Annotated in this window: 17 protein-coding genes and 1 pseudogene; 11 read left to right on the top strand and 7 right to left on the bottom strand. The window is 36.7% G+C overall.

All coding sequences use genetic code 11. The features are described 5' to 3' along the window. Positions 1-262 precede the first annotated feature (262 nt). On the bottom strand, positions 263-4,039 hold the full coding sequence (locus ABH968_RS17875) for a S8 family serine peptidase (RefSeq protein ID WP_370046094.1): 3,777 nt from the start codon (positions 4,037-4,039) through the stop codon (positions 263-265). Positions 4,040-4,846: 807 nt separating this feature from the next. On the opposite strand from ABH968_RS17875, the gene ABH968_RS17870 reads away from it, so the two are divergent. Then, complete coding sequence (locus ABH968_RS17870; protein ID WP_370046155.1) at positions 4,847-5,341, top strand: DUF6584 family protein; 495 nt, start codon at positions 4,847-4,849, stop codon at positions 5,339-5,341. Positions 5,342-5,513: 172 nt separating this feature from the next. Next, the gene (locus ABH968_RS17865; protein ID WP_370046092.1) at positions 5,514-5,993 is read left to right on the top strand and encodes an SMI1/KNR4 family protein; all 480 of its coding nucleotides are present in this window, start codon (positions 5,514-5,516) and stop codon (positions 5,991-5,993) included. A 113-nt stretch (positions 5,994-6,106) separates the two neighbouring features. Here the strand turns inward: ABH968_RS17865 and ABH968_RS17860 are convergent, their stop codons facing one another. After that, positions 6,107-6,274, bottom strand: a complete 168-nt coding sequence (locus tag ABH968_RS17860) for a tyrosine-type recombinase/integrase (protein WP_370046153.1) — start codon at positions 6,272-6,274, stop codon at positions 6,107-6,109. Beyond that, a complete protein-coding gene (locus tag ABH968_RS17855; RefSeq protein ID WP_370046152.1) occupies positions 6,256-6,867 on the bottom strand; it encodes a tyrosine-type recombinase/integrase in 612 nt (203 codons plus the stop codon). The genes ABH968_RS17860 and ABH968_RS17855 overlap by 19 nt, the downstream gene beginning before the upstream one ends. A gap of 219 nt (positions 6,868-7,086) precedes the next feature. On the opposite strand from ABH968_RS17855, the gene ABH968_RS17850 reads away from it, so the two are divergent. From ABH968_RS17850 to ABH968_RS17840, 3 genes are all read left to right on the top strand, one after another. After that, positions 7,087-7,500, top strand: a complete 414-nt coding sequence (locus tag ABH968_RS17850) for a topoisomerase (protein ID WP_370046090.1) — start codon at positions 7,087-7,089, stop codon at positions 7,498-7,500. Positions 7,501-7,814: 314 nt separating this feature from the next. Beyond that, positions 7,815-8,024, top strand: coding sequence for a hypothetical protein (locus ABH968_RS17845; protein ID WP_370046088.1), 210 nt, complete (start codon positions 7,815-7,817; stop codon positions 8,022-8,024). Positions 8,025-8,347: 323 nt separating this feature from the next. Next, positions 8,348-8,665, top strand: a complete 318-nt coding sequence (locus ABH968_RS17840; RefSeq protein ID WP_370046086.1) for a hypothetical protein — start codon at positions 8,348-8,350, stop codon at positions 8,663-8,665. A 262-nt stretch (positions 8,666-8,927) separates the two neighbouring features. Here ABH968_RS17840 and ABH968_RS17835 read toward each other — a convergent pair. From ABH968_RS17835 to ABH968_RS17820, 4 genes and pseudogenes are all read right to left on the bottom strand, one after another. Next, a pseudogene (locus ABH968_RS17835) lies at positions 8,928-9,709 on the bottom strand (MBL fold metallo-hydrolase). Positions 9,710-9,938: 229 nt separating this feature from the next. After that, positions 9,939-10,496 carry an aspartyl-tRNA synthetase gene (locus ABH968_RS17830; RefSeq protein WP_370046084.1) on the bottom strand — a complete coding sequence of 186 codons (558 nt, stop codon included), beginning with the start codon at positions 10,494-10,496 and terminating at the stop codon, positions 9,939-9,941. A 250-nt stretch (positions 10,497-10,746) separates the two neighbouring features. Continuing rightward, complete coding sequence (locus tag ABH968_RS17825) at positions 10,747-11,217, bottom strand: VanZ family protein (RefSeq protein WP_370046082.1); 471 nt, start codon at positions 11,215-11,217, stop codon at positions 10,747-10,749. Continuing rightward, positions 11,214-12,113, bottom strand: a complete 900-nt coding sequence (locus tag ABH968_RS17820) for an aldo/keto reductase (protein ID WP_370046080.1) — start codon at positions 12,111-12,113, stop codon at positions 11,214-11,216. Before ABH968_RS17820 ends, ABH968_RS17825 begins: the two co-directional genes overlap by 4 nt. A gap of 76 nt (positions 12,114-12,189) precedes the next feature. On the opposite strand from ABH968_RS17820, the gene ABH968_RS17815 reads away from it, so the two are divergent. From ABH968_RS17815 to ABH968_RS17790, 6 genes are all read left to right on the top strand, one after another. Further along, entirely contained in the window at positions 12,190-12,726 is a 537-nt protein-coding gene (locus ABH968_RS17815) for an NUDIX domain-containing protein (RefSeq protein WP_370046078.1), read from the top strand. Positions 12,727-12,799: 73 nt separating this feature from the next. Next, on the top strand, positions 12,800-13,312 hold the full coding sequence (locus ABH968_RS17810) for a hypothetical protein (RefSeq protein ID WP_370046077.1): 513 nt from the start codon (positions 12,800-12,802) through the stop codon (positions 13,310-13,312). 318 nt (positions 13,313-13,630) lie between these two features. Further along, positions 13,631-14,095, top strand: a complete 465-nt coding sequence (fur, locus tag ABH968_RS17805; protein ID WP_370046075.1) for a ferric iron uptake transcriptional regulator — start codon at positions 13,631-13,633, stop codon at positions 14,093-14,095. 303 nt (positions 14,096-14,398) lie between these two features. After that, complete coding sequence (xerD, locus tag ABH968_RS17800; RefSeq protein WP_370046073.1) at positions 14,399-15,301, top strand: site-specific tyrosine recombinase XerD; 903 nt, start codon at positions 14,399-14,401, stop codon at positions 15,299-15,301. 89 nt (positions 15,302-15,390) lie between these two features. Beyond that, on the top strand, positions 15,391-16,572 hold the full coding sequence (deoB, locus tag ABH968_RS17795) for a phosphopentomutase (protein WP_370046071.1): 1,182 nt from the start codon (positions 15,391-15,393) through the stop codon (positions 16,570-16,572). A 14-nt stretch (positions 16,573-16,586) separates the two neighbouring features. After that, on the top strand, positions 16,587-17,837 hold the full coding sequence (locus ABH968_RS17790; protein WP_370046069.1) for a thymidine phosphorylase: 1,251 nt from the start codon (positions 16,587-16,589) through the stop codon (positions 17,835-17,837). Positions 17,838-18,206: the final 369 nt, after the last annotated feature.

Here is an 18,206-nt window from a genome sequence, read left to right as displayed (position 1 = left end):
ACGCTATCTATTATGGCGAATTTGACCTTGACAAAGTAACGAAAGAAAAAAAGCAAACATGGGAAGAGCTTCTACAACAAATGACGTTGATTTGGGAGAGATAAAGAGGAACTGATTTGTATCAAATAATGCAAGAAAATCAGAAAGAATATGTCAAGTTAGTTTAGTAGGAGATAATCTTTTTAAAGGGATTGCTTTATAATAAATAACAAAAAGAGAAATTGCGCTGTGCAATTTCTCTTTTTGCTTGAACTGAAATTAATTATAACTCATCCTCGGTAACTTCATTATTATTTTTATTGCCATTACCATTGCCATTGCCATTGCCATTGCCATTGCCATTGCCATTGCCATTGCCATTGCCGTTACCATTACCATTGCCGTTACCATTACCATTGCCATTACCATTGCCGTTACCATTGTCATTCCCTGGCTTTACAACCAACACATCAAATGTTAGTGTGTGCTCACCATATGTTACCGTAATCGTCGTATTACCTTGACCTTTTCCTTTTACAGCCCCTGCTTTTACAGTAGCTATTTTATCATTCGCTACTTCGTAGGTTGCAAGCTTTGTAACATCTTTTTCTGTTGTTTTACCATCAAAAGTAGTTACTTCAGTAATCTTAACTGTAACTTCTTTACCTATTCTAGTTTCAACCTGAGCTTGGTCAATTTCTAGTGTTACTATTGGTTTTTCTACAACAGGTGCTTTAACTGTAACATTTATAGTAACTTTATTATCACCGTATGAAATAGTAATTGTAGTCGTGCCCACACCTACTGCAGTTACTAATCCATTTACTATTGTTGCAACATTTTCATCTCCAACAACATAAGTAGCTTTTGAAGTTACGTCTTCCTCTGTTGCATCACCTTCTGCAGGCGTTGACGTTTCTATTACCGTAAGTTGTGCAGTTTCTCCAACTGTTAGGTCTAGCTTAGTTGGATTTACAGAAAGTGCTACTACTGGTTCTACTACTTCTTTTTCATATATCATTGCTTCACCAACATTCCCGGCAGCGTCATTTATTATTACTGATACAGCATTAGTTTCTGCCGTTACTGGGAATGTGAAGCTACCGTCTTGATTTAATTCAAAAGCAACTGGCGCTTGTACTTTGCCATTTACCGTCGAAATATAGGAAGCTTTTAATTTATCATTTAAATTGTAATTTAAACCGTATAAATATAACTCTTCATTGTAGTCGATATACTTATCTGTTACCTGTCCTGTAGCTACACCTTCAGCTACTGAACCAGTAATTTCTGGTTTAGTCGTTTTCACGACAATTGGTCCAACATAATCGGAAACTACTCCTGATGCTGCAAGACCGGTGAAGTCAATTGTATACAGACCATCTGGAATCGTTGTGGCAGGTTTTGTTCCCCATGGTTTGTACTGCCCACTAACATTCAGCGTATAAGAGCCTTTTCCTAGCGCAGTACCTGCATGTAGATAACCAATGTAGCCGTCTCCGTATTCTCCACCTTCAGGATTCATAATATCCCAAAGCTCGATATAGTTAGTTGTTACATCTCCAGTTAATGTGAATGAAAGTACAGCTGAGTCTTTCACGCCATCTCCGTTAAAGGATAGGTCTGTTTCTGTAATCTTAAAATCTTTAAGTTCAGTTACTGCCGCGCCGCCAAAGTCAGCTGCGAATGGCAATGAAATTTCTGTATCTCCACCGCTGATGTAAATATACCCTAGTATTTCAGAGCCTTTTGGTGCCGTAGCTTGTGAAGCAGTTAATGTAATATTTAAAACTTGCTCACCAACTAGATTAAATGTCGGCTGATCTACTGTAACAGTTGCATCACCAAATGTTTTTGTCACATCAATTGATACGTTATAATTGCCGCCGTTCCCTTTGATATCTTTTACTAAAACTTGTTTCGTTATAGAAATATCCCGGTCTTTAAGTGATTGTGGACCGAAAGTAACTGTACCTTTCAAGTTTTCTGTAACTGCACCAGTTCCATCTAAAATTGCGCTATCAAGTGCATAGGCAAGAATTTCTGGATGAGCTGCTGCATAAGCATTTACACGCCCTGCACCCTGAGAAAACACATCGTATGTTGTTTTATCTACAACCTTTGCTGTATTAGAAAGCGCCACTTTTACATCGAACGCGTTCCAATCAGGATTTGCTTGTTTAATTAATGCAACAATAGCTGCAATATGCGGTGTTGCCATAGAAGTTCCTGTTTTACGACCATATGCTTCCTCATAATCTGCATCAGGGAAATCTTTTTTATACATTGGAATCGTTGACATAATGTTTGTTCCAGGTGCACTTACATCTGGTTTAATATCGAAGTTTGGTGTAGATGGTCCACGTGAACTTGAAGAGTTTACATCATCTCCCATTGTCTTTGTGGAAGCAAATTTACTAAAGCTTACTTTTCCGGTTCCGCCTGCTAATGCAGCGCGAATTGCATCGCCATCCGTTTGGGACATATCAAATGTTGGCAAAAATTCAAATGAATCACCAAGGAATGTGCCTGAAATGTTCGGTGCATTCGTTCCACCAGCAAAGTTATGAATAATTGTTGCGACTGCTCCATTTGCCTTTGCATTCGCAATTTTATCAACGAATGCGATACTACCACGAGAAATCAATGCCACTTTACCTTTTACATCAATTCCTTCAAAGTCTTTTACTTCCCCGTTTCCAGGAACAGCAACTAGATCAAATTCTCCTTGAAGCTGTGTTGCTAAATTTTTCGCAAAAGTCGTTCCCATTAATGGAAGCTGTTTTGTTAAGTTGTAGTCGCCAATTGTAACATTCACTTCACCGTTATACATTGTTTCAGGATTTGTTGTGTTACCAACAGCAATTCCTAAACGAGCAGTTGCAGGCGTGCCCATTGTTCCGCGATTTGGACCCTCGTTCCCTGTTGCAATTACTCCGATTGTTCCAGCCATCATTGCATTATTAATAGCAAATGAACCAGCATCTGTTTCAGAGTTAGCACCCCCGCCAAGTGAAAGGTTGATAACGTCCATTTTTTCTTTTACAGCAGTTTCAATTGCTTTAACAATACCGGATGTAGCTCCACTTCCGTACGCCCCAAGAACACGGTAAGCATAAAGGTCTACTTTTGGAGCAATTCCTTTAATACCGAATTCGTTAGCTCCGATTGCTGCAATTGTTCCAGCAACATGTGTACCGTGAGAAGTATAAAACGCGCTTCCCTTTTCATTAAATTCAGGTGTCCCAACTGGACGTTCCGAAGGCAATGTTTCCGATGCATCGTCATCTGTCCGAGGCTTCGTGTATGTTGCTGAATTTGGAATGAAGTTTTTCCCACCTTTGTAAACTCCAGCGAACTCAGGGTGATCTGCATCAATACCAGTATCTAATACTGCTACTTTTATTCCTTGTCCTTCAATTCCTTCCTTCCAAAACTGTTCGATGCCAAGGAAAGAATTACTTGTATTCATTTGAGCTTCTAATTGATCTTCCTTAATTAGTTCCGATGATTTCATCGTATTATCTTCTGATGCGTAAACAATTGCATCAGGTTCGATTAATGTAATTCCTTCTACTGTAAGCAGTTTCGGGAGATCATTTGCTTTCACAGTTGCCGCAAAACCGTTTAAAACAGTATCAAATGTGTATCCTTGAGTCATCTGAACTTTTTTAGTAGCTAACTCTTTTTTAACTTTTTCTTGTTGTGCTTTTACATTTGAACGAACTTCATTTGCTCGGGCATTAGAGAATTTTTGGCCTTTGACTTGGCTCATTCCTTGCTCTAGTGCCACAGGCTTTTCAGATAAATGAACGATGACTGCAACATCTTGATTGCCTGATACATTTTGTAAGCTTTCGTGAAGAGTCGGACCATCTTTAGACAAGCTTAGCTGTTCAGCGATAGCCGCTTTTTGTTGAATTATACTTTCACTTTGACTATCCTGCTTGAATGGTTTCGATTCTTCAGCACTAGCACTCGACAATGGAACCAATAGAGAAAGCACCATAACGAAAGCTAGAATACTACTTAAGAACTTCGTAAACTTAAACGTTTTCAAATCTCATTTCCCCCTCCACCTTTAATTGTCACACTTTTCAGTTTAGTGTGATATTTCCAATTTATCACAAGGGGACTAATCCGAATATCTGAATATTTAAATATTATAAAATATTGATAATTAGTATCAGTTTATCAAATATAGATTAAATCTATCTTCCTAGTAATTTAATAAAAAAGTAGAACTTTCAAATGAGAAATGACTTACAGTAATTCATTAATTTTTTCAATTAATCCTATCAAGGCAGCAGTTGTAGGTATAGTCGGTGGTGTAGTTGCTTATAGAAAATTAGGAGGGCAGTAAGAGGAGTGATTGGAGGGGAATCGGTTTAGTATGTGATCCGGGAAATTAAAATAACTGGCGATTATTTTTTTAAAACCGCCAGCTAATAGGTTGTGGTGAATCATATCAAAAGCGAATAGTGTTATACGGGATCACAATGTCCCAACCAGCCTAATCATGTGTTAACAAGTAGAGGGCGAACAGTTTAGTTATCGGGATCAAGTCCCACGGGCAGGTCCGTTCTACTCCGGCTACTATCAATCTATAAATTGATTAAAAAATAGTCAACCAGATTTCTCCGGTTGACCTTATAATACGAACGGGGCAGCATAGTTGAATGAGGAAAAAATTACATATATAAAATAAGACAATACATTGTTAAGATTTGATAGGTCAAGTATTCCATGGAAAGAAATTAGAGCGAGAGCGTTTCTTCAACAAGTGGAGACGTTTTTTTACTAACCAAGCAGTATACTATCGAAAAATAATAAGAGTAAAGAAATAGGACATAAGAGGGTGTCTTTTATTGAAAAGAAAATTTCAAAGACTTTAAAACGAATAGAAGAGGATATTAAAAATGATGATTTGGGGAAAGCAAGGGATAGATTACACGGGTTAATATCAACCTTTCCTAATGAATTAGAACTCCGTAAAAAGTTGGGAGACATTTATTTCGAGTTAAAATATCCTGCAATGGCTGGTCGATACTGGTATTTAGAAAAGAATAAGACTCCAATAATGGTACAAGCGTGTATTGAATTTGAAAACTCTATGGGAAATGACATTAATAATTTAGCAAGAGCTTTAAAGTATAAAGGCGATATTGAACTTTTAAAAGGAATGGAATTAGACCCAGCACTTTTATTTATCAATAAAGTAAAAGAAAAATTAGTAGAGGGACCAGATGCTCCAATAGAGGGTAAACAAAACTGGATTATTTTTGGTTGTCTTTCAATAATAATTTTAATATTTATTTTTGCATCAGTTGGAGTTTATACATTTTTTAACTGGATATTTTAAATTAAAATTATTTTTTCAATAGAGGATAATAGAAGAAATTTTTTCTAACGAGGTGTAATAGCTGAAAGTGAGGCTGTATTTGCCGGACTTTTAGTAAAAGGATAATGTAAAAAGAAATTTAATCATAGTGTTAGTTAAAGAAAAATATTTCTAATTGTATGGAGGAGTCACATTGGTTAATGAAGTAATCACAAATGCTAAAGAAATGATTCAAAGGTCTGGAACATCTACTAGGAAAGCGACAGATGGAGAAATAAGTGACCTAAATGAAAAACTAGATATTAAACTTCCAGAATGGTTGATAGAATTAATGACTGCGGTAGAAGTGTGTGATAGTGAATTGGTGGTTCCTTTAGATGCGGAAGATGATGAAGCCCAATTACGAATCGAATTCTTGAATCCAAAGTGTATTATTCAAGAATGTTTAGACGCTGTTCCTGGATGTGCAGTACATAAAAACGGTTATATTTGTATCGGATTAGAAATAGGTATTGGAAATCCTTACGCAATAAATATACACGAAGGAAATAACCCTCCTGTCTATATATTAAATCATGAATATGGTGAAGAGACTGAGATGATAATTGAAAATAAACTAACTGTTGTAAAAAAATTATCCGACCTGTTCCTAGTTGCGACCATAAAAAAGTAAAATGTTGAATAGCCCTTTAAGACTTAATGTTTGTGAATAAATGTACTTAAACTAACAGGGGCATTAATTGAACAGAGAAACATTTATTATGGTGTTTCTCTGTTTTAAATAAACTAAAAGTACTTCTGATAAAATTCCTTCCTAAGCTTTCCACTTAGTTGTGCATAAATCCGAGTAGTTTCACTTTTTTCATGCCCCATTAAACTTTGAATTACTTCAATGGGTGCGCCATTGTTTAATAGATGTGTAGCGTAACTATGTCTTAATTGATGGGGATGTATATCTTTATTAATTCCAGCACGATTGCTGGTTCTCTATCTTGACGACTTTCAATGTATCTTTTAAACCAAATATCACAGCGAATATTAAAGTAAACTTCTCTTTCTTTATCTCCTTTACCTCTAACGATTGCAGAGCGTTCTGACCAATTAATACTATTCTTCTCTAGTGAAACAATTTCTCCAATTCTACATCCTGTTGAAAACATAAACTCAAATATCGCATTTTCCAGGGGAGTATGGCATGCCTCTCTTAAATGTTCAATTTCTCTTTCGGTTAAAAACTTAGGAATTCGTTTTCTGACTTTTGGTTCTATTATTTTAGCTGCTGGATTTTTAGATATATGTCCTTCTTCATGTGACCAACGGAACAATGATTTCATAAAACGAATTCGATGAGCAAGACTAGATGGTTTAAGATACACACTAGATTTTGCTAAGTATTCTTTTTGTTGAACAGTCGTAAGTGACTCAATATCAACATCCTCAAAATAGCGAGTAAGTAATGCCGCCTGAAGACGATATGCTTGTAAAGTTTGTAAGGAAAAACTTTCAATTCTCTTTTCAGATTCATATGTTTCCCATGCTTTAGACATTAACAAAATACATTCCTCCAAAAATATTATTTTATAGAGGAATTATTTCCAATTTGCTAGAAAGAGTATACATAGAAAAATAAATACTTCACTAACGTAAGCAGTTTAGTTTAATGAGTTTGTGCTTTATTTTGGAACTTTTACACATTAATTCCGTTAAACTTACGAGTAGCAAATTGATGTAAAATATGTAATTTATTTTTGAAAGGGGAATTAGAAGTGTTGAAAAAAGCTATAATTTCAGGAATTGTATTTAGTTCAATTTTGTTGGCTGGATGTAATGGAAAGCAGAACGAAGAACAAAGTCAAGTAGAAATGACTGAGGTATTAGAAAGTAAGCAGGATGTAGTTGCTTTAAAAAATGGAGAAAATGATAAGATGCCAAATTTATTATCTGAATTACAAAATAAAATAAGAGTATCGATTGCAGAACAAACAGCAATTGAGGCGGATTCAATAGTAATGATGTTAGATGGAGGCACTACTGAATTAACGTGTTCAGTAGGTTTACCGAAGAATGTAAAAATTGATGATACTTTGATTAAACAAATAGTTGATGATTCTATTAAGAATGTTTCTGAAACAGAAAATGTAACAATTGAAAATACAAAAATAATAATAGAGAAATACTAAAGGAGAAGTTCCTAAAGGATACTAACAGGCATAAAAGCACAGTCGCTATATGGGAGTGTGAAAGGGCTCAAGGCACCATAGTTTATCGACCTTCCTCTCCCAGCCGTAGTATTCAATACCCGTTCTGAGTACATTTTCATCTTCTGTGGTGTAGCGCTGGTTTTTGAGCTACATGGATGGCTAACGGGTGCAATAGCTGAAAAGTGAAGCTGTATTTGACGGACTTTTTAGTAGATGTATAAGGTGAAAAGAAATCTAATCATAGCGTTAATTAAAGAAGAAATAAATATTTCTAACTGTATGGAGGAGTCAAGTTGGTTAATGAAGTAATTACACGTGCTAAAGAAATGATTCAAAGGTCTGGAACATCCGCTAGGATAGCGACAGTTGGAGAAATAAATGACCTAAATGAAAAACTAGATATTAAACTTCCAGAATGGTTGATAGAATTAATGACTACGGTAGAAGTGTGTGATAGTAAATTGGTGGTTCTTCTAAATAAAGGAGCTGAATTACGAATATAATTCTTGAATCCAAAGTGCATTATTAAAGAATGTTTATTATATGTTCCTGGATGTGCAGTACATAAAAACGGTTATATTTGTATCGGATTAGAAATAGGTATTGGAAATCCTTATGCAATAAATATACACGAAGGAAATAATCCTCCTGTCTATATATTAGATCATGAATATGGTGAAGAGACTAAGATGATAATTGAAAATAAACTAACTGTTGTAGAAAAATTATCCGACCTTTTCCTAGCTGCGACCATAAAAAAGTAAAATTGTTGAATAGCACTTTTAAGAAGACTTTTTAAATTATGAGATGACGAGCGAGGATAGGTATGAAGAGATACATCAAGAAGTATGCACAGGGTTTTTTATTTGCAATTATGTTTCCAATTTATAATGCTTTATGGGAGCTTTCGTGGAATGATGGGGAATGGAAACATTGGTTAGCGATGGCATTAATATTACCAGTCGTTATTTATATTTCTCTTGATTTCAATAAAGAATTCATGAAAGTTCGATTTTTTTCAAAAGAGAGTGTTTTTATGTATGTTTTCTTAGGGTTGGGTACTATTTCGTGTATGGCGGTAGGGACTATCGTAGGCTTATTTCACTTTAGTAAAATAAATATTAATAAAATATACTCTGAATAACGTTCACAAATAAAAGTTTGGGCGCACATTAAAAAGTCACGAATGCTGTTAAATCAGTGTTTTGTGGCTATTTGTATGAACATTATCTATACAAATTTTTATGCAAAGGTATATGAACATAGTTACAATAAGACTTTTCAGAATGGGTGCTTCACAACTCCTCTTGTTCAACTAACGGAGTGCGTTAGTTGAACAAAGGAGCTATAAATATCATTAGAATCGCTACTTAAACTGGCCAGCATCTTTCGTTCAATAAGAACCGTTAAAACTGTACGCTAAAACCATTAAATTTATGGATTCCAGTACCGAATTTAGTAAGTTTATTTTCATTCAAAAACTTAACTGCAATTTTTACTTCTTTTAAAATTTTTGATTCAAGCCCTAAAGTATTATGTGAACCGTAGACCATTGAAACGTTTGCTATCTCTGAAATTTTTTTCAATGAATTGACTAAATCAACAGGGTCGTTGAAGGATAAAAAGCATATATAGGGGTTTCATCATATAGTAAATCCCCTGTAAACAAATAACCGTTTGTTTCATCAAAGACACAAATATGACCAGGAGAATGTCCAGGAGTATGATAGATGACTAATTTTCTATTACCTAACTCAATTACATCACCATCAACTAACAAATTTGTAGGTTCCCCTTGAAATGGTTGATATGTGTCTGGATTAAATGTATTTGGAGTAGGTAATGTTATATCTCTACTAATATCTTTTCTAATTTGCCCTATTGACAAGCCTTTTATTCCATTCACTAACCAATCTTTATCTCCCTCATGAACATATATCCTTTCAAATTCTCCATGACTTCCGATATGATCAGTGTGAACATGAGTAGTGATGACCTCAATCGGTAAGGTAGTCAATTGGTCAGTAATTCTCCTAATATTATCAATTCCAAGACCAGTATCAATTAGTACCGCGTTTTGATTACCCAATAATAAAAATGAATGTACCTTCTCCCAATGTCCATATTCACTAATTGCGTAAGTATTCCAATCAATCTGTTGCACAGTAAACCACGAATCTGTAATCATTCATTACCTCCAAAAAATTATTTTACTTCCTTATTTGTTCTACAGTATAACCCAGTTTCCTTTTGCCACTTATTGAACTAACCTGCGTCGATAGTTCAAAAAAGAAAAAAGAGCTTCTTATGCAATTCAAGCCCCTGTTAGCTACAATTAACGCTCTTATTGGCTAACGCTGTGTTTTATTTTTTCTTCCTTTTAACTTAGAACGGAAAAATATCTATTTTCAAGTTATTTATAAATCAATTTCATCTAGCACTTTTTCGGTGGTTTTATTAATTAGTTTGATTGTTCCTTCTTCAAGAGCAGTGTCACTTTCAAAGTACCAAATATACAATCCTTTTAATTGATATTCTTCTACGACTTCAGTAGGTAACATTTCTAAATTTAGTATTGTAGCATTTTTATCATCAAGTTGAAGAAGTCGGTCATCGCCATCTTTAATTAATCCAAATATTAGATTTTCACCATGTCCTTTATAACCGTTTAATTTTTCATAATTTATGTTATGATCCATAGGCTCCCAAGTAAGGAATTCTGCTTTCCATCCCCAAAGTCCTTTTCGTGCGTATGTAGCTCCTAGATAATTCTTATCTTTTATGAAAAAGAAAAGAGCATTACTGTTTATTTTATAGGCTGGAATTAACTCTAAATCTTTTTCAACGGCAAATATAGCTTCTTGAGGTTCTGGATAGGAAATTGATTTGTCAGAAACTAACCATATAACAGTAATAAAAATTGCTATCACTGCAAATGCGATAACTGTATTTTTGTTTAAAGAGCCTTTTTTCATTTGAACACCTCACTTATTTACCATTATTTTACCACGAAAATCTATTCCTCTATTCAACTAACCAGCCCCATAGTTGAATAACCGATAGAAAAATTACTATATTTTTATTAAATATTTTAGACTATATCTTTAAACACAAATAAAAGCTGAACTAATACCAAAATTAGTTCAGCTTATAAATAATAATGTTGCGCATTGTATATAGGATACTAATCTTTAAGTGCATTACTTGAACTCTTTTTAATAATTTTTAAAGCGCCCTTTGTCTTTTGAAAATTTTCCTCATCAACACGACAATCCCAACAAAAACAATTGCTCCAGCTGTATCCAAAATAACATCCTGTCCGCTCATCATGCGTCCTGGTGTAAAGCTTTGACGAAACTCATCAAGCATTGCAATAAGAGCTGTCCCAGCAATAGCGACACCTGAAGCGAATCGGCGTTTTCCCCATGCGAAGAAAATACCAAGTGCAATGCAGCCGAACCCAACAAAATGAGTTAATTTCCGAATTAAAAATTCTACAAACTTAAAGTAACCACGCTCTTCTACAGAAACAACTGTGTCCCAATAAGGAATTTTTAAAACAGATAATTGCTTTTCAAACGGCTTATTTGCTAATATTTGCTTTATTTCAGGAATAATAGACTGTTGTTCATAGGTCAAGCTAGAGGAAATCGCAAGTACTACTAAAAATGCTAATAAGATAAGCCATTTTTTCATCGGTGTTCCATATATTGGCCGGCTTTTGTTAGCTCTTTTAATGCTTTAAAATCTGTTATCGAATCCATTTTTTCGTAGGCAGCGAGTGTTTGCGCTAGCTGTTCCTGTGAGCTTGCACCAAGCACTGTTGAGGCTATAGTAGGTTCCTTTAGATTAAAGGCGATTGCTAGTGCATGTAAATCGTCATAATGTGAAGATAAGCCTGTTAATAATGCTGTTAATTCGTCCATTGTATATGTGTTATAGCCATTGACACGCTGTAAACGTTCATTCCAGTTATTTGTTAGTAAACCCTTTGCAACAGTCCCACGTGTTACAACGGAAGCCCCCTCACTTGCGATAAAGTCGAGCCATTCCTCTGGACGACGGTCTAAAGCACTATATTGCATCATGACACTTTTTGCAGAGCTTGCTGATAAAAAATGCTTTAGTACATTTGGTCTAATAGAGGAAATGCCATATTCTCGAATCAGGCCATCCTTTTTCAAATCTTCAAATGTGTCGATAATGCCATCCCAATCGTCCTCAATCGTACCACCGTGTAACTGATAAACATCAATATAGTCAGTACCTAGTCGTTTCAAGCTAGCGTGTAGAGCTTCCTTTATATAAGACGGAGATGCATCCCAATGCCAACCTTCTACACCTTGAGTCCATCGATTCCCAACTTTCGTAGCGACTATAACATCCTGTCGACGCTTTCCTAAAATAGCGCCAATAATTTCTTCATTTGCTCCAAAATCGTATAAATCCGCTGTATCGATGTAATTAATACCAGCATCTAGTGCCATATCGACGATATCAGCAGCCTTTTTCTTATCTGTCGAAAGAGACATGCCCCCTAAACTAATCTCTGAAATAAACAATTCACTCGAGCCAAGCTGTCTTTTTTTCATGCCAATGCCCTCCTTCGATTTCTCTACTTGTAATGTTACAATGAACATATCTGAAGAACAAGCGAGGTTATAGTCAATGAAAAAGTTTGAAGAAAAAACGACAAAGACTACACCCATTTATGACGGGAAAATTGTGAAACTACAGGTTGATGATGTCACTTTACCGAATGGTAATGTTGCAAAAAGAGAAATTATAAAGCATCCTGGTGCAGTTGCAGTTATTGCTGTTACCGATGAAGGAAAGTTAGTATTAGTGGAGCAATATCGCAAAGCTTTAGAACGTTCAATTATTGAAATTCCAGCTGGTAAGCTTGAACCTGGTGAGGAGCCGATTGTGACGGCGCGCCGCGAATTAGAGGAAGAAACAGGTTACGGTGCACAAAGCTTAACTTATTTACAAGCGTTTGCAACATCACCAGGCTTCGCAGATGAGATCATCCATCTATTTGTGGCAAAAGATTTATATAAAATTGAAAACAAGGCAGATCTAGATGAGGATGAATTTGTCGAATTATTAGAAGTTTCGTTGGAAGAAGCGGGGCAAATGGTTGCAGATGAGCGTATATTTGACGCTAAGACAGCGTTTGCAGTACTTTGGCTTGCGGCACAATAAGAAAATAATCTTTAGCATAATAGAAGCGGACGAGCATAAGCTGTACAAACCTTGATAGAAAAGGAGCATGTTTATGTCTCGTACGGTGTCTATATTTTATCACGCTTCCATTATTGCTGTGAGTTTTGTTTGTGGCGTTATCTTATTTCATATTATTGGTGGGCCGAATGCGGAGCCTTTTATTTCATTTATAGAGCCTCGTTTAACAAATGGGGACAGGCATTCTCTATTTCGTTTAGTGTTACCTGTTGCTGTTTCAATAGCTCTTGTACTATTGCTGGCAACACATAGTGTCTTGAAGGTTTTAGTACGTGTAACAGTAGCGATACGTGCTACCTTTTTTGGCTTTAGCTCGGTTTTTTTATTACAAAAGCTTGAAGCTTTCTGGGTTTATACGATTTGGTGGTTTCCATTTCAGCTCATCTATTGTATATTGTTGCTAAACCTATGTAATTTACTTGTACCAGCTTGGTCAAAGAGAAAAATCGGGAAAATGATACATGGTCGGACAATTTTGTTGAATTTTATCGCATTTTTCATCATAATAGTGGCTGAGTTTATTGTTATTTCTTATGTAATAAATTGATTGAAACAATTCATGAAAATTTAACTTCTTTCAGCGGGTGTCCAAACATCCGCTGAAATAGAGGAACTCAGTCTAAGAACGCCACGTCCTGTGGAATGACTGAGTGACCAACTTCGTTTTGGCCTAAAGCCTCCGGCGGATGTCACGGAATCGGAAAGGAATGCTTTGTGCAGCACAAAGCCGATTCCGGACGCAATTATGCCTCGGCATAATTGATCATCAGATAAAAACATACAAAAGCATATTCGAAATCTATTCACTATCTTGTAATAGGATTTACTCCTTTGGTATAATGGAAAGAGTTTAGGGGGGCGTCACATGGAGAGCCGAATTGATCGTATAAAAAAACAGTTGCATAGTGCTAGTTATAAGCTGACGCCGCAGCGAGAAGCAACAGTTGCTGTACTGCTGGAGCACGAGGAAGACCACCTAAGTGCAGAAGATGTTTACCTTTTAGTAAAAGAAAAGGCACCAGAAATTGGTCTTGCTACTGTCTATAGAACGTTAGAGTTACTAACTGAGCTCAAAATTGTCGACAAAATCAACTTTGGCGATGGCGTTTCGCGCTATGATCTACGCCAAGAGGGAGCTGCGCATTTCCACCATCATCTTGTTTGTATCGAATGTGGTGCGGTTGATGAAATTCAGGAAGATTTACTTGAAGATGTGGAAGCCGTTGTTGAAAGACGTTGGAACTTTATCATAAAGGATCACCGACTAACTTTCCACGGCATTTGCTGGCGCTGTCATGATAAAAACGACGAATTGAATGAAGAAAAATAACGAGAAGCTGTCTGTTTTAATCTTAAGTAAAGATTGAATCGGGCAGTTTTTTGTTTTATTCGAATAAGATTTATTAGTACTAGGCATGTTGATTGGGAAAAAAGGTTTTTAATTGCCCTTAAAGGATTTTTTATTGATATTTTGCTTATGTATGCCCATTTTTAGCTGATTGTAGCCCGTAGTGGAAATCAGCGTCTTTTATTTAATAGAAATGGATAAAAATAGTTATTCAACATCCTGTTTTAGCACAATTCCAATAGCCGTGCTAAAATAGAGAATAATTGACAGTAAGGGGGCGCTGTGATGAATGAATTTCAATATGCAATAGAGGATTATATCCATTTTATCCAAGTAGAACGACAATTATCTGATAATACATTAGCATCCTATCGCCGAGACTTAGAAAATTACGTGAATTTTTTGCGGGAAGTGGAGGGAATGTCTGATTTTCGTAAAGTGGAAAGGACAACCATTTTGCGTCATTTAGAGCAGTTACGTATGCAAGGAAAGACAAGTCGTACTGTTGCCCGCCATATCTCCTCCATTCGTAGTTTCCATCAATTTTTACTCCGAGAAAAGCGAGCCGAAACAGATCCGACAGTCCATTTAGAAATGCCGATCATTGAGCAGAAGCTACCAAAAGTCCTCTCTATTGAAGAAATTGAAGCTTTGTTAGCGGCACCAAATCGCAGCAAACCTCAGGGCATTCGGGATGTGGCAATGTTAGAGCTATTATATGGGTCAGGGATGCGCATTAGTGAGCTGATTGCATTGGATTTAGCTGATATTCACCTAACGATGGGCTTTGTACGCGTTTTTGGTAAGGGAGGCAAGGAGCGTATCATTCCTCTTGGAAAAAGCGCCCTTTCTGCATTAAGTACTTATTTAGATGGCGCACGGAGTCAATTACAAGGGAAATATCCAAAAACAGAAGCTTTTTTTATCAATCAAAGAGGGAAACGTTTAACAAGGCAAGGTTGTTGGAAATTAATGAAGGAGCACGCTTTAAAAGCAGGCATCCAACATGAATTAACGCCACATACATTACGTCATTCCTTTGCAACGCATTTAGTGGAAAACGGTGCGGATTTACGAGCAGTACAGGAGATGCTTGGACATGCCGATATTTCCACAACACAAATTTATACACATATTAGTAAATCACGACTATCAGAAGTTTATAAGCAATTTCATCCACGCGCTTAAAAGAGAAAATTATTTGTAAGTCGGAGGTCTGACCTTTATTTTTCGCTGTTTTTTGGTAAAATAGAGACAAGAGATTAGGAGGCAAAATTATGAATAAACCATTTAAAAAAATCCATGTAGTAGTATTGGACTCAGTTGGAATTGGTGAAGCTCCAGACGCAGCTGATTTTGGAGATGTAGGTTCACATACTCTCGGACATATCGCTGAAAAAATGAATGGGCTTACAATGCCGCATATGGAGTCTTACGGCTTAGCGAACATTGAACCATTACAAGGTATGCAAGCTACCGACAAACCAAAAGCATACTACGGAAAAATGCAAGAAGCATCTGTTGGTAAAGATACGATGACAGGGCATTGGGAAATTATGGGGTTGAATATCGATAAACCGTTTAAGGTGTATCCAGAGGGATTCCCTACTGAGCTTATTGCAGAGCTTGAAAAACGTACAGGTCGTAAAGTTCTTTGCAATAAACCTGCAAGCGGAACACAAGTTATCGATGACTTTGGCAAGGAGCATATGGAGACAGGAGCGATTATTGTCTATACATCTGCTGACCCTGTTTTGCAAATTGCTACACATGAGGAAATTATTCCATTAGAGGAATTATATAAAATTTGTGAAATTGCTCGTGAGCTAACATTACAACCAGAATATTTAGTTGGTCGTGTTATTGCTCGTCCATTTATCGGTACACCAGGAAACTTCACACGTACATCTAATCGTCATGACTATGCGTTAAAGCCATTTGGTCGCACAACGATGAATGTTTTAAAGGATGCAGGCTTAGATGTTATAGCAATAGGAAAGATCTCTGATATTTTCAACGGTGAAGGCGTTACTGATGCAGTACGTACGAAAAATAATACGGATGGTATGGATAAGTTTGCAGAGGTAGTGCGTCGTGATTTCCATGGTATAAGCTTCTTAAACTTAGTGGACTTTGATGCGAATTTTGGACATCGTCGTGACCCTCTAGGTTATGGTAACGCACTACAAGAATTTGATGTACGTTTACCAGAAATTACTGAGGCAATGACAGAAGATGATCTACTAATTATTACGGCCGACCACGGGAATGATCCAACATTCCCTGGGACAGACCATACACGCGAATATGTACCGTTAATTGTCTATTCACCACGCTTTAACGGTGGTAACGAGCTAACACTTCGTGAAACTTTTGCAGATATTGCAGCGACAGTTGCTGAAAACTTCAAAGTAGAAGCACCAGAGTTTGGTAAAAGCTTCTTAAATGATCTGAAGTAAGGGGGATTTTCGATATGAATATGGCACAACTATTTGAAAAGAAGAAGCAAGGCAAGGAGCTATCACAGGCTGAAATTCAGTATTTTGTAGAGGGGTATACTACTGGTGCAATTCCTGATTATCAAGCAAGCTCCCTACTAATGGCAATCCGTTTATTGGGTATGACATATGATGAAACATTTTATTTAACAAAGGCAATGATAGAATCTGGAGATGTTATTAATTTATCTTCTATTGAAGGTTTTAAAATTGATAAACACTCGACCGGCGGTGTAGGCGATAAAGTTACACTAATTGTCACTCCGATAATTGCTGCACTAGATATTCCGGTGGCGAAATTTAGTGGTAAGGGTTTAGGCATTACAGGTGGTACAATTGATAAATTAGAATCGATCCTTGGCTTTAAAACAGAGCTTTCATCACAAGAATTTATCGACAATGTCAATAAATATAAAATTGCAGTTGCTGGTCAAACAGGTAATCTTGTACCAGCTGACAAAAAATTATATGCATTGCGAGATGTGACGGGTACTGTCGATTCCATTCCACTTATTGCTGCGTCTATCATGAGTAAGAAAATAGCAAGTGGTGCAGACGGCATTGTACTCGATGTCAAATGTGGCTCAGGTGCATTTATGAAAACAGAAGAAGAAGCGCAAGTTTTAGCTGATACGATGACTGCAATCGGTGAAAAGCTAGGGCGTAAAGTAGTCGCTCATATTAGTGATATGGATAATCCACTCGGTAAAATGATTGGTAATAAGCTTGAGGTAGTAGAAGCATTTGCTTTATTAAGTGGACGTATGGACGAAACGCATGAGGACCTGCTCGAGGAATGTATTATTATCTCTTCGCTTATGTACCAAGTTGCAGCTGGAGTGAATGAGGCTGAAGCAACAGCAGCTGTTAAACGAGTATTAGAGGATGGTTCAGCTGCAGCAAAATTTGAGGAATTTATCGTAGCACAGGGTGGCGATTTAGCAGATATCTTGCAAAAAGACACAGCAAATAAAGTTGCTGTTAAAGCACCAATTGAAGGCACTGTAGGGACGATTAATGCATTGTTAATCGGGGAAGCTAGCGTTGGTCTTGGTGCAGGTCGACTAACAAAGGAATCTGAGCTTGATTATGATGCTGGTATTCAATTGATTGCCAAAAAAGGCGACCATGTTCGTGCTGACGAGACGATTGCTTATTTATATTCAAATCGTCAAATCGATGAGGAAACAATCGAAAAAGTACAAAAGGCTTATACAATTGCATAAATAATACGAAGCGAGAACTCTCTTTAACAAAGGGGATTCTCGCTTTTTTCTGCTCTGAAAAGCGGAGAGTCGAAGTGACGGAAAGAAAAGCCAAAGCGACGGAAAGAAGCCAGGGCGACGGATAGGAAAGCTAAAGCGACGGAAAGAAAAGCCAAAGCGACGGAAAGAAGCCAGGGCGACGGATAGGAAAGCTAAAGCGACGGAAAGAAGAGCCGAAGTGACGGAAAGAAAAGCCAAAGCGATGGAAAGAAGCCAGGGCGACGGATAGGAAAGCTAAAGCGACGGAAAGAAGAGCCAAAGCGACGGATAGAATCATCAAAGAGAAGGATAGACTTCGTAAAAAGGTTCTTGCAACTTGCTGAGATACCG

It is taken from the genome of Lysinibacillus sp. RC79, assembly GCF_041262405.1.
Classification (GTDB): Bacteria; Bacillota; Bacilli; order Bacillales_A; family Planococcaceae; genus Lysinibacillus.
Note: the sequence above shows the minus strand (reverse complement) of the source record. Positions and strands in the feature narration are given on the sequence as shown.

Bases quoted from the DNA above. Each gene is read 5' to 3' on its own strand.
- ABH968_RS17855 (WP_370046152.1), bottom strand. From the start codon at position 6,867: ATGTCTAAAGCATGGGAAACATATGAATCTGAAAAGAGAATTGAAAGT.
- ABH968_RS17840 (WP_370046086.1), top strand. From the start codon at position 8,348: ATGAAGAGATACATCAAGAAGTATGCACAGGGTTTTTTATTTGCAATT.
- ABH968_RS17830 (WP_370046084.1), bottom strand. From the start codon at position 10,496: ATGAAAAAAGGCTCTTTAAACAAAAATACAGTTATCGCATTTGCAGTG.
- ABH968_RS17825 (WP_370046082.1), bottom strand. From the start codon at position 11,217: ATGAAAAAATGGCTTATCTTATTAGCATTTTTAGTAGTACTTGCGATT.
- ABH968_RS17820 (WP_370046080.1), bottom strand. From the start codon at position 12,113: ATGAAAAAAAGACAGCTTGGCTCGAGTGAATTGTTTATTTCAGAGATT.
- ABH968_RS17815 (WP_370046078.1), top strand. From the start codon at position 12,190: ATGAAAAAGTTTGAAGAAAAAACGACAAAGACTACACCCATTTATGAC.
- ABH968_RS17810 (WP_370046077.1), top strand. From the start codon at position 12,800: ATGTCTCGTACGGTGTCTATATTTTATCACGCTTCCATTATTGCTGTG.
- fur (WP_370046075.1), top strand. From the start codon at position 13,631: ATGGAGAGCCGAATTGATCGTATAAAAAAACAGTTGCATAGTGCTAGT.
- xerD (WP_370046073.1), top strand. From the start codon at position 14,399: ATGAATGAATTTCAATATGCAATAGAGGATTATATCCATTTTATCCAA.
- deoB (WP_370046071.1), top strand. From the start codon at position 15,391: ATGAATAAACCATTTAAAAAAATCCATGTAGTAGTATTGGACTCAGTT.
- ABH968_RS17790 (WP_370046069.1), top strand. From the start codon at position 16,587: ATGAATATGGCACAACTATTTGAAAAGAAGAAGCAAGGCAAGGAGCTA.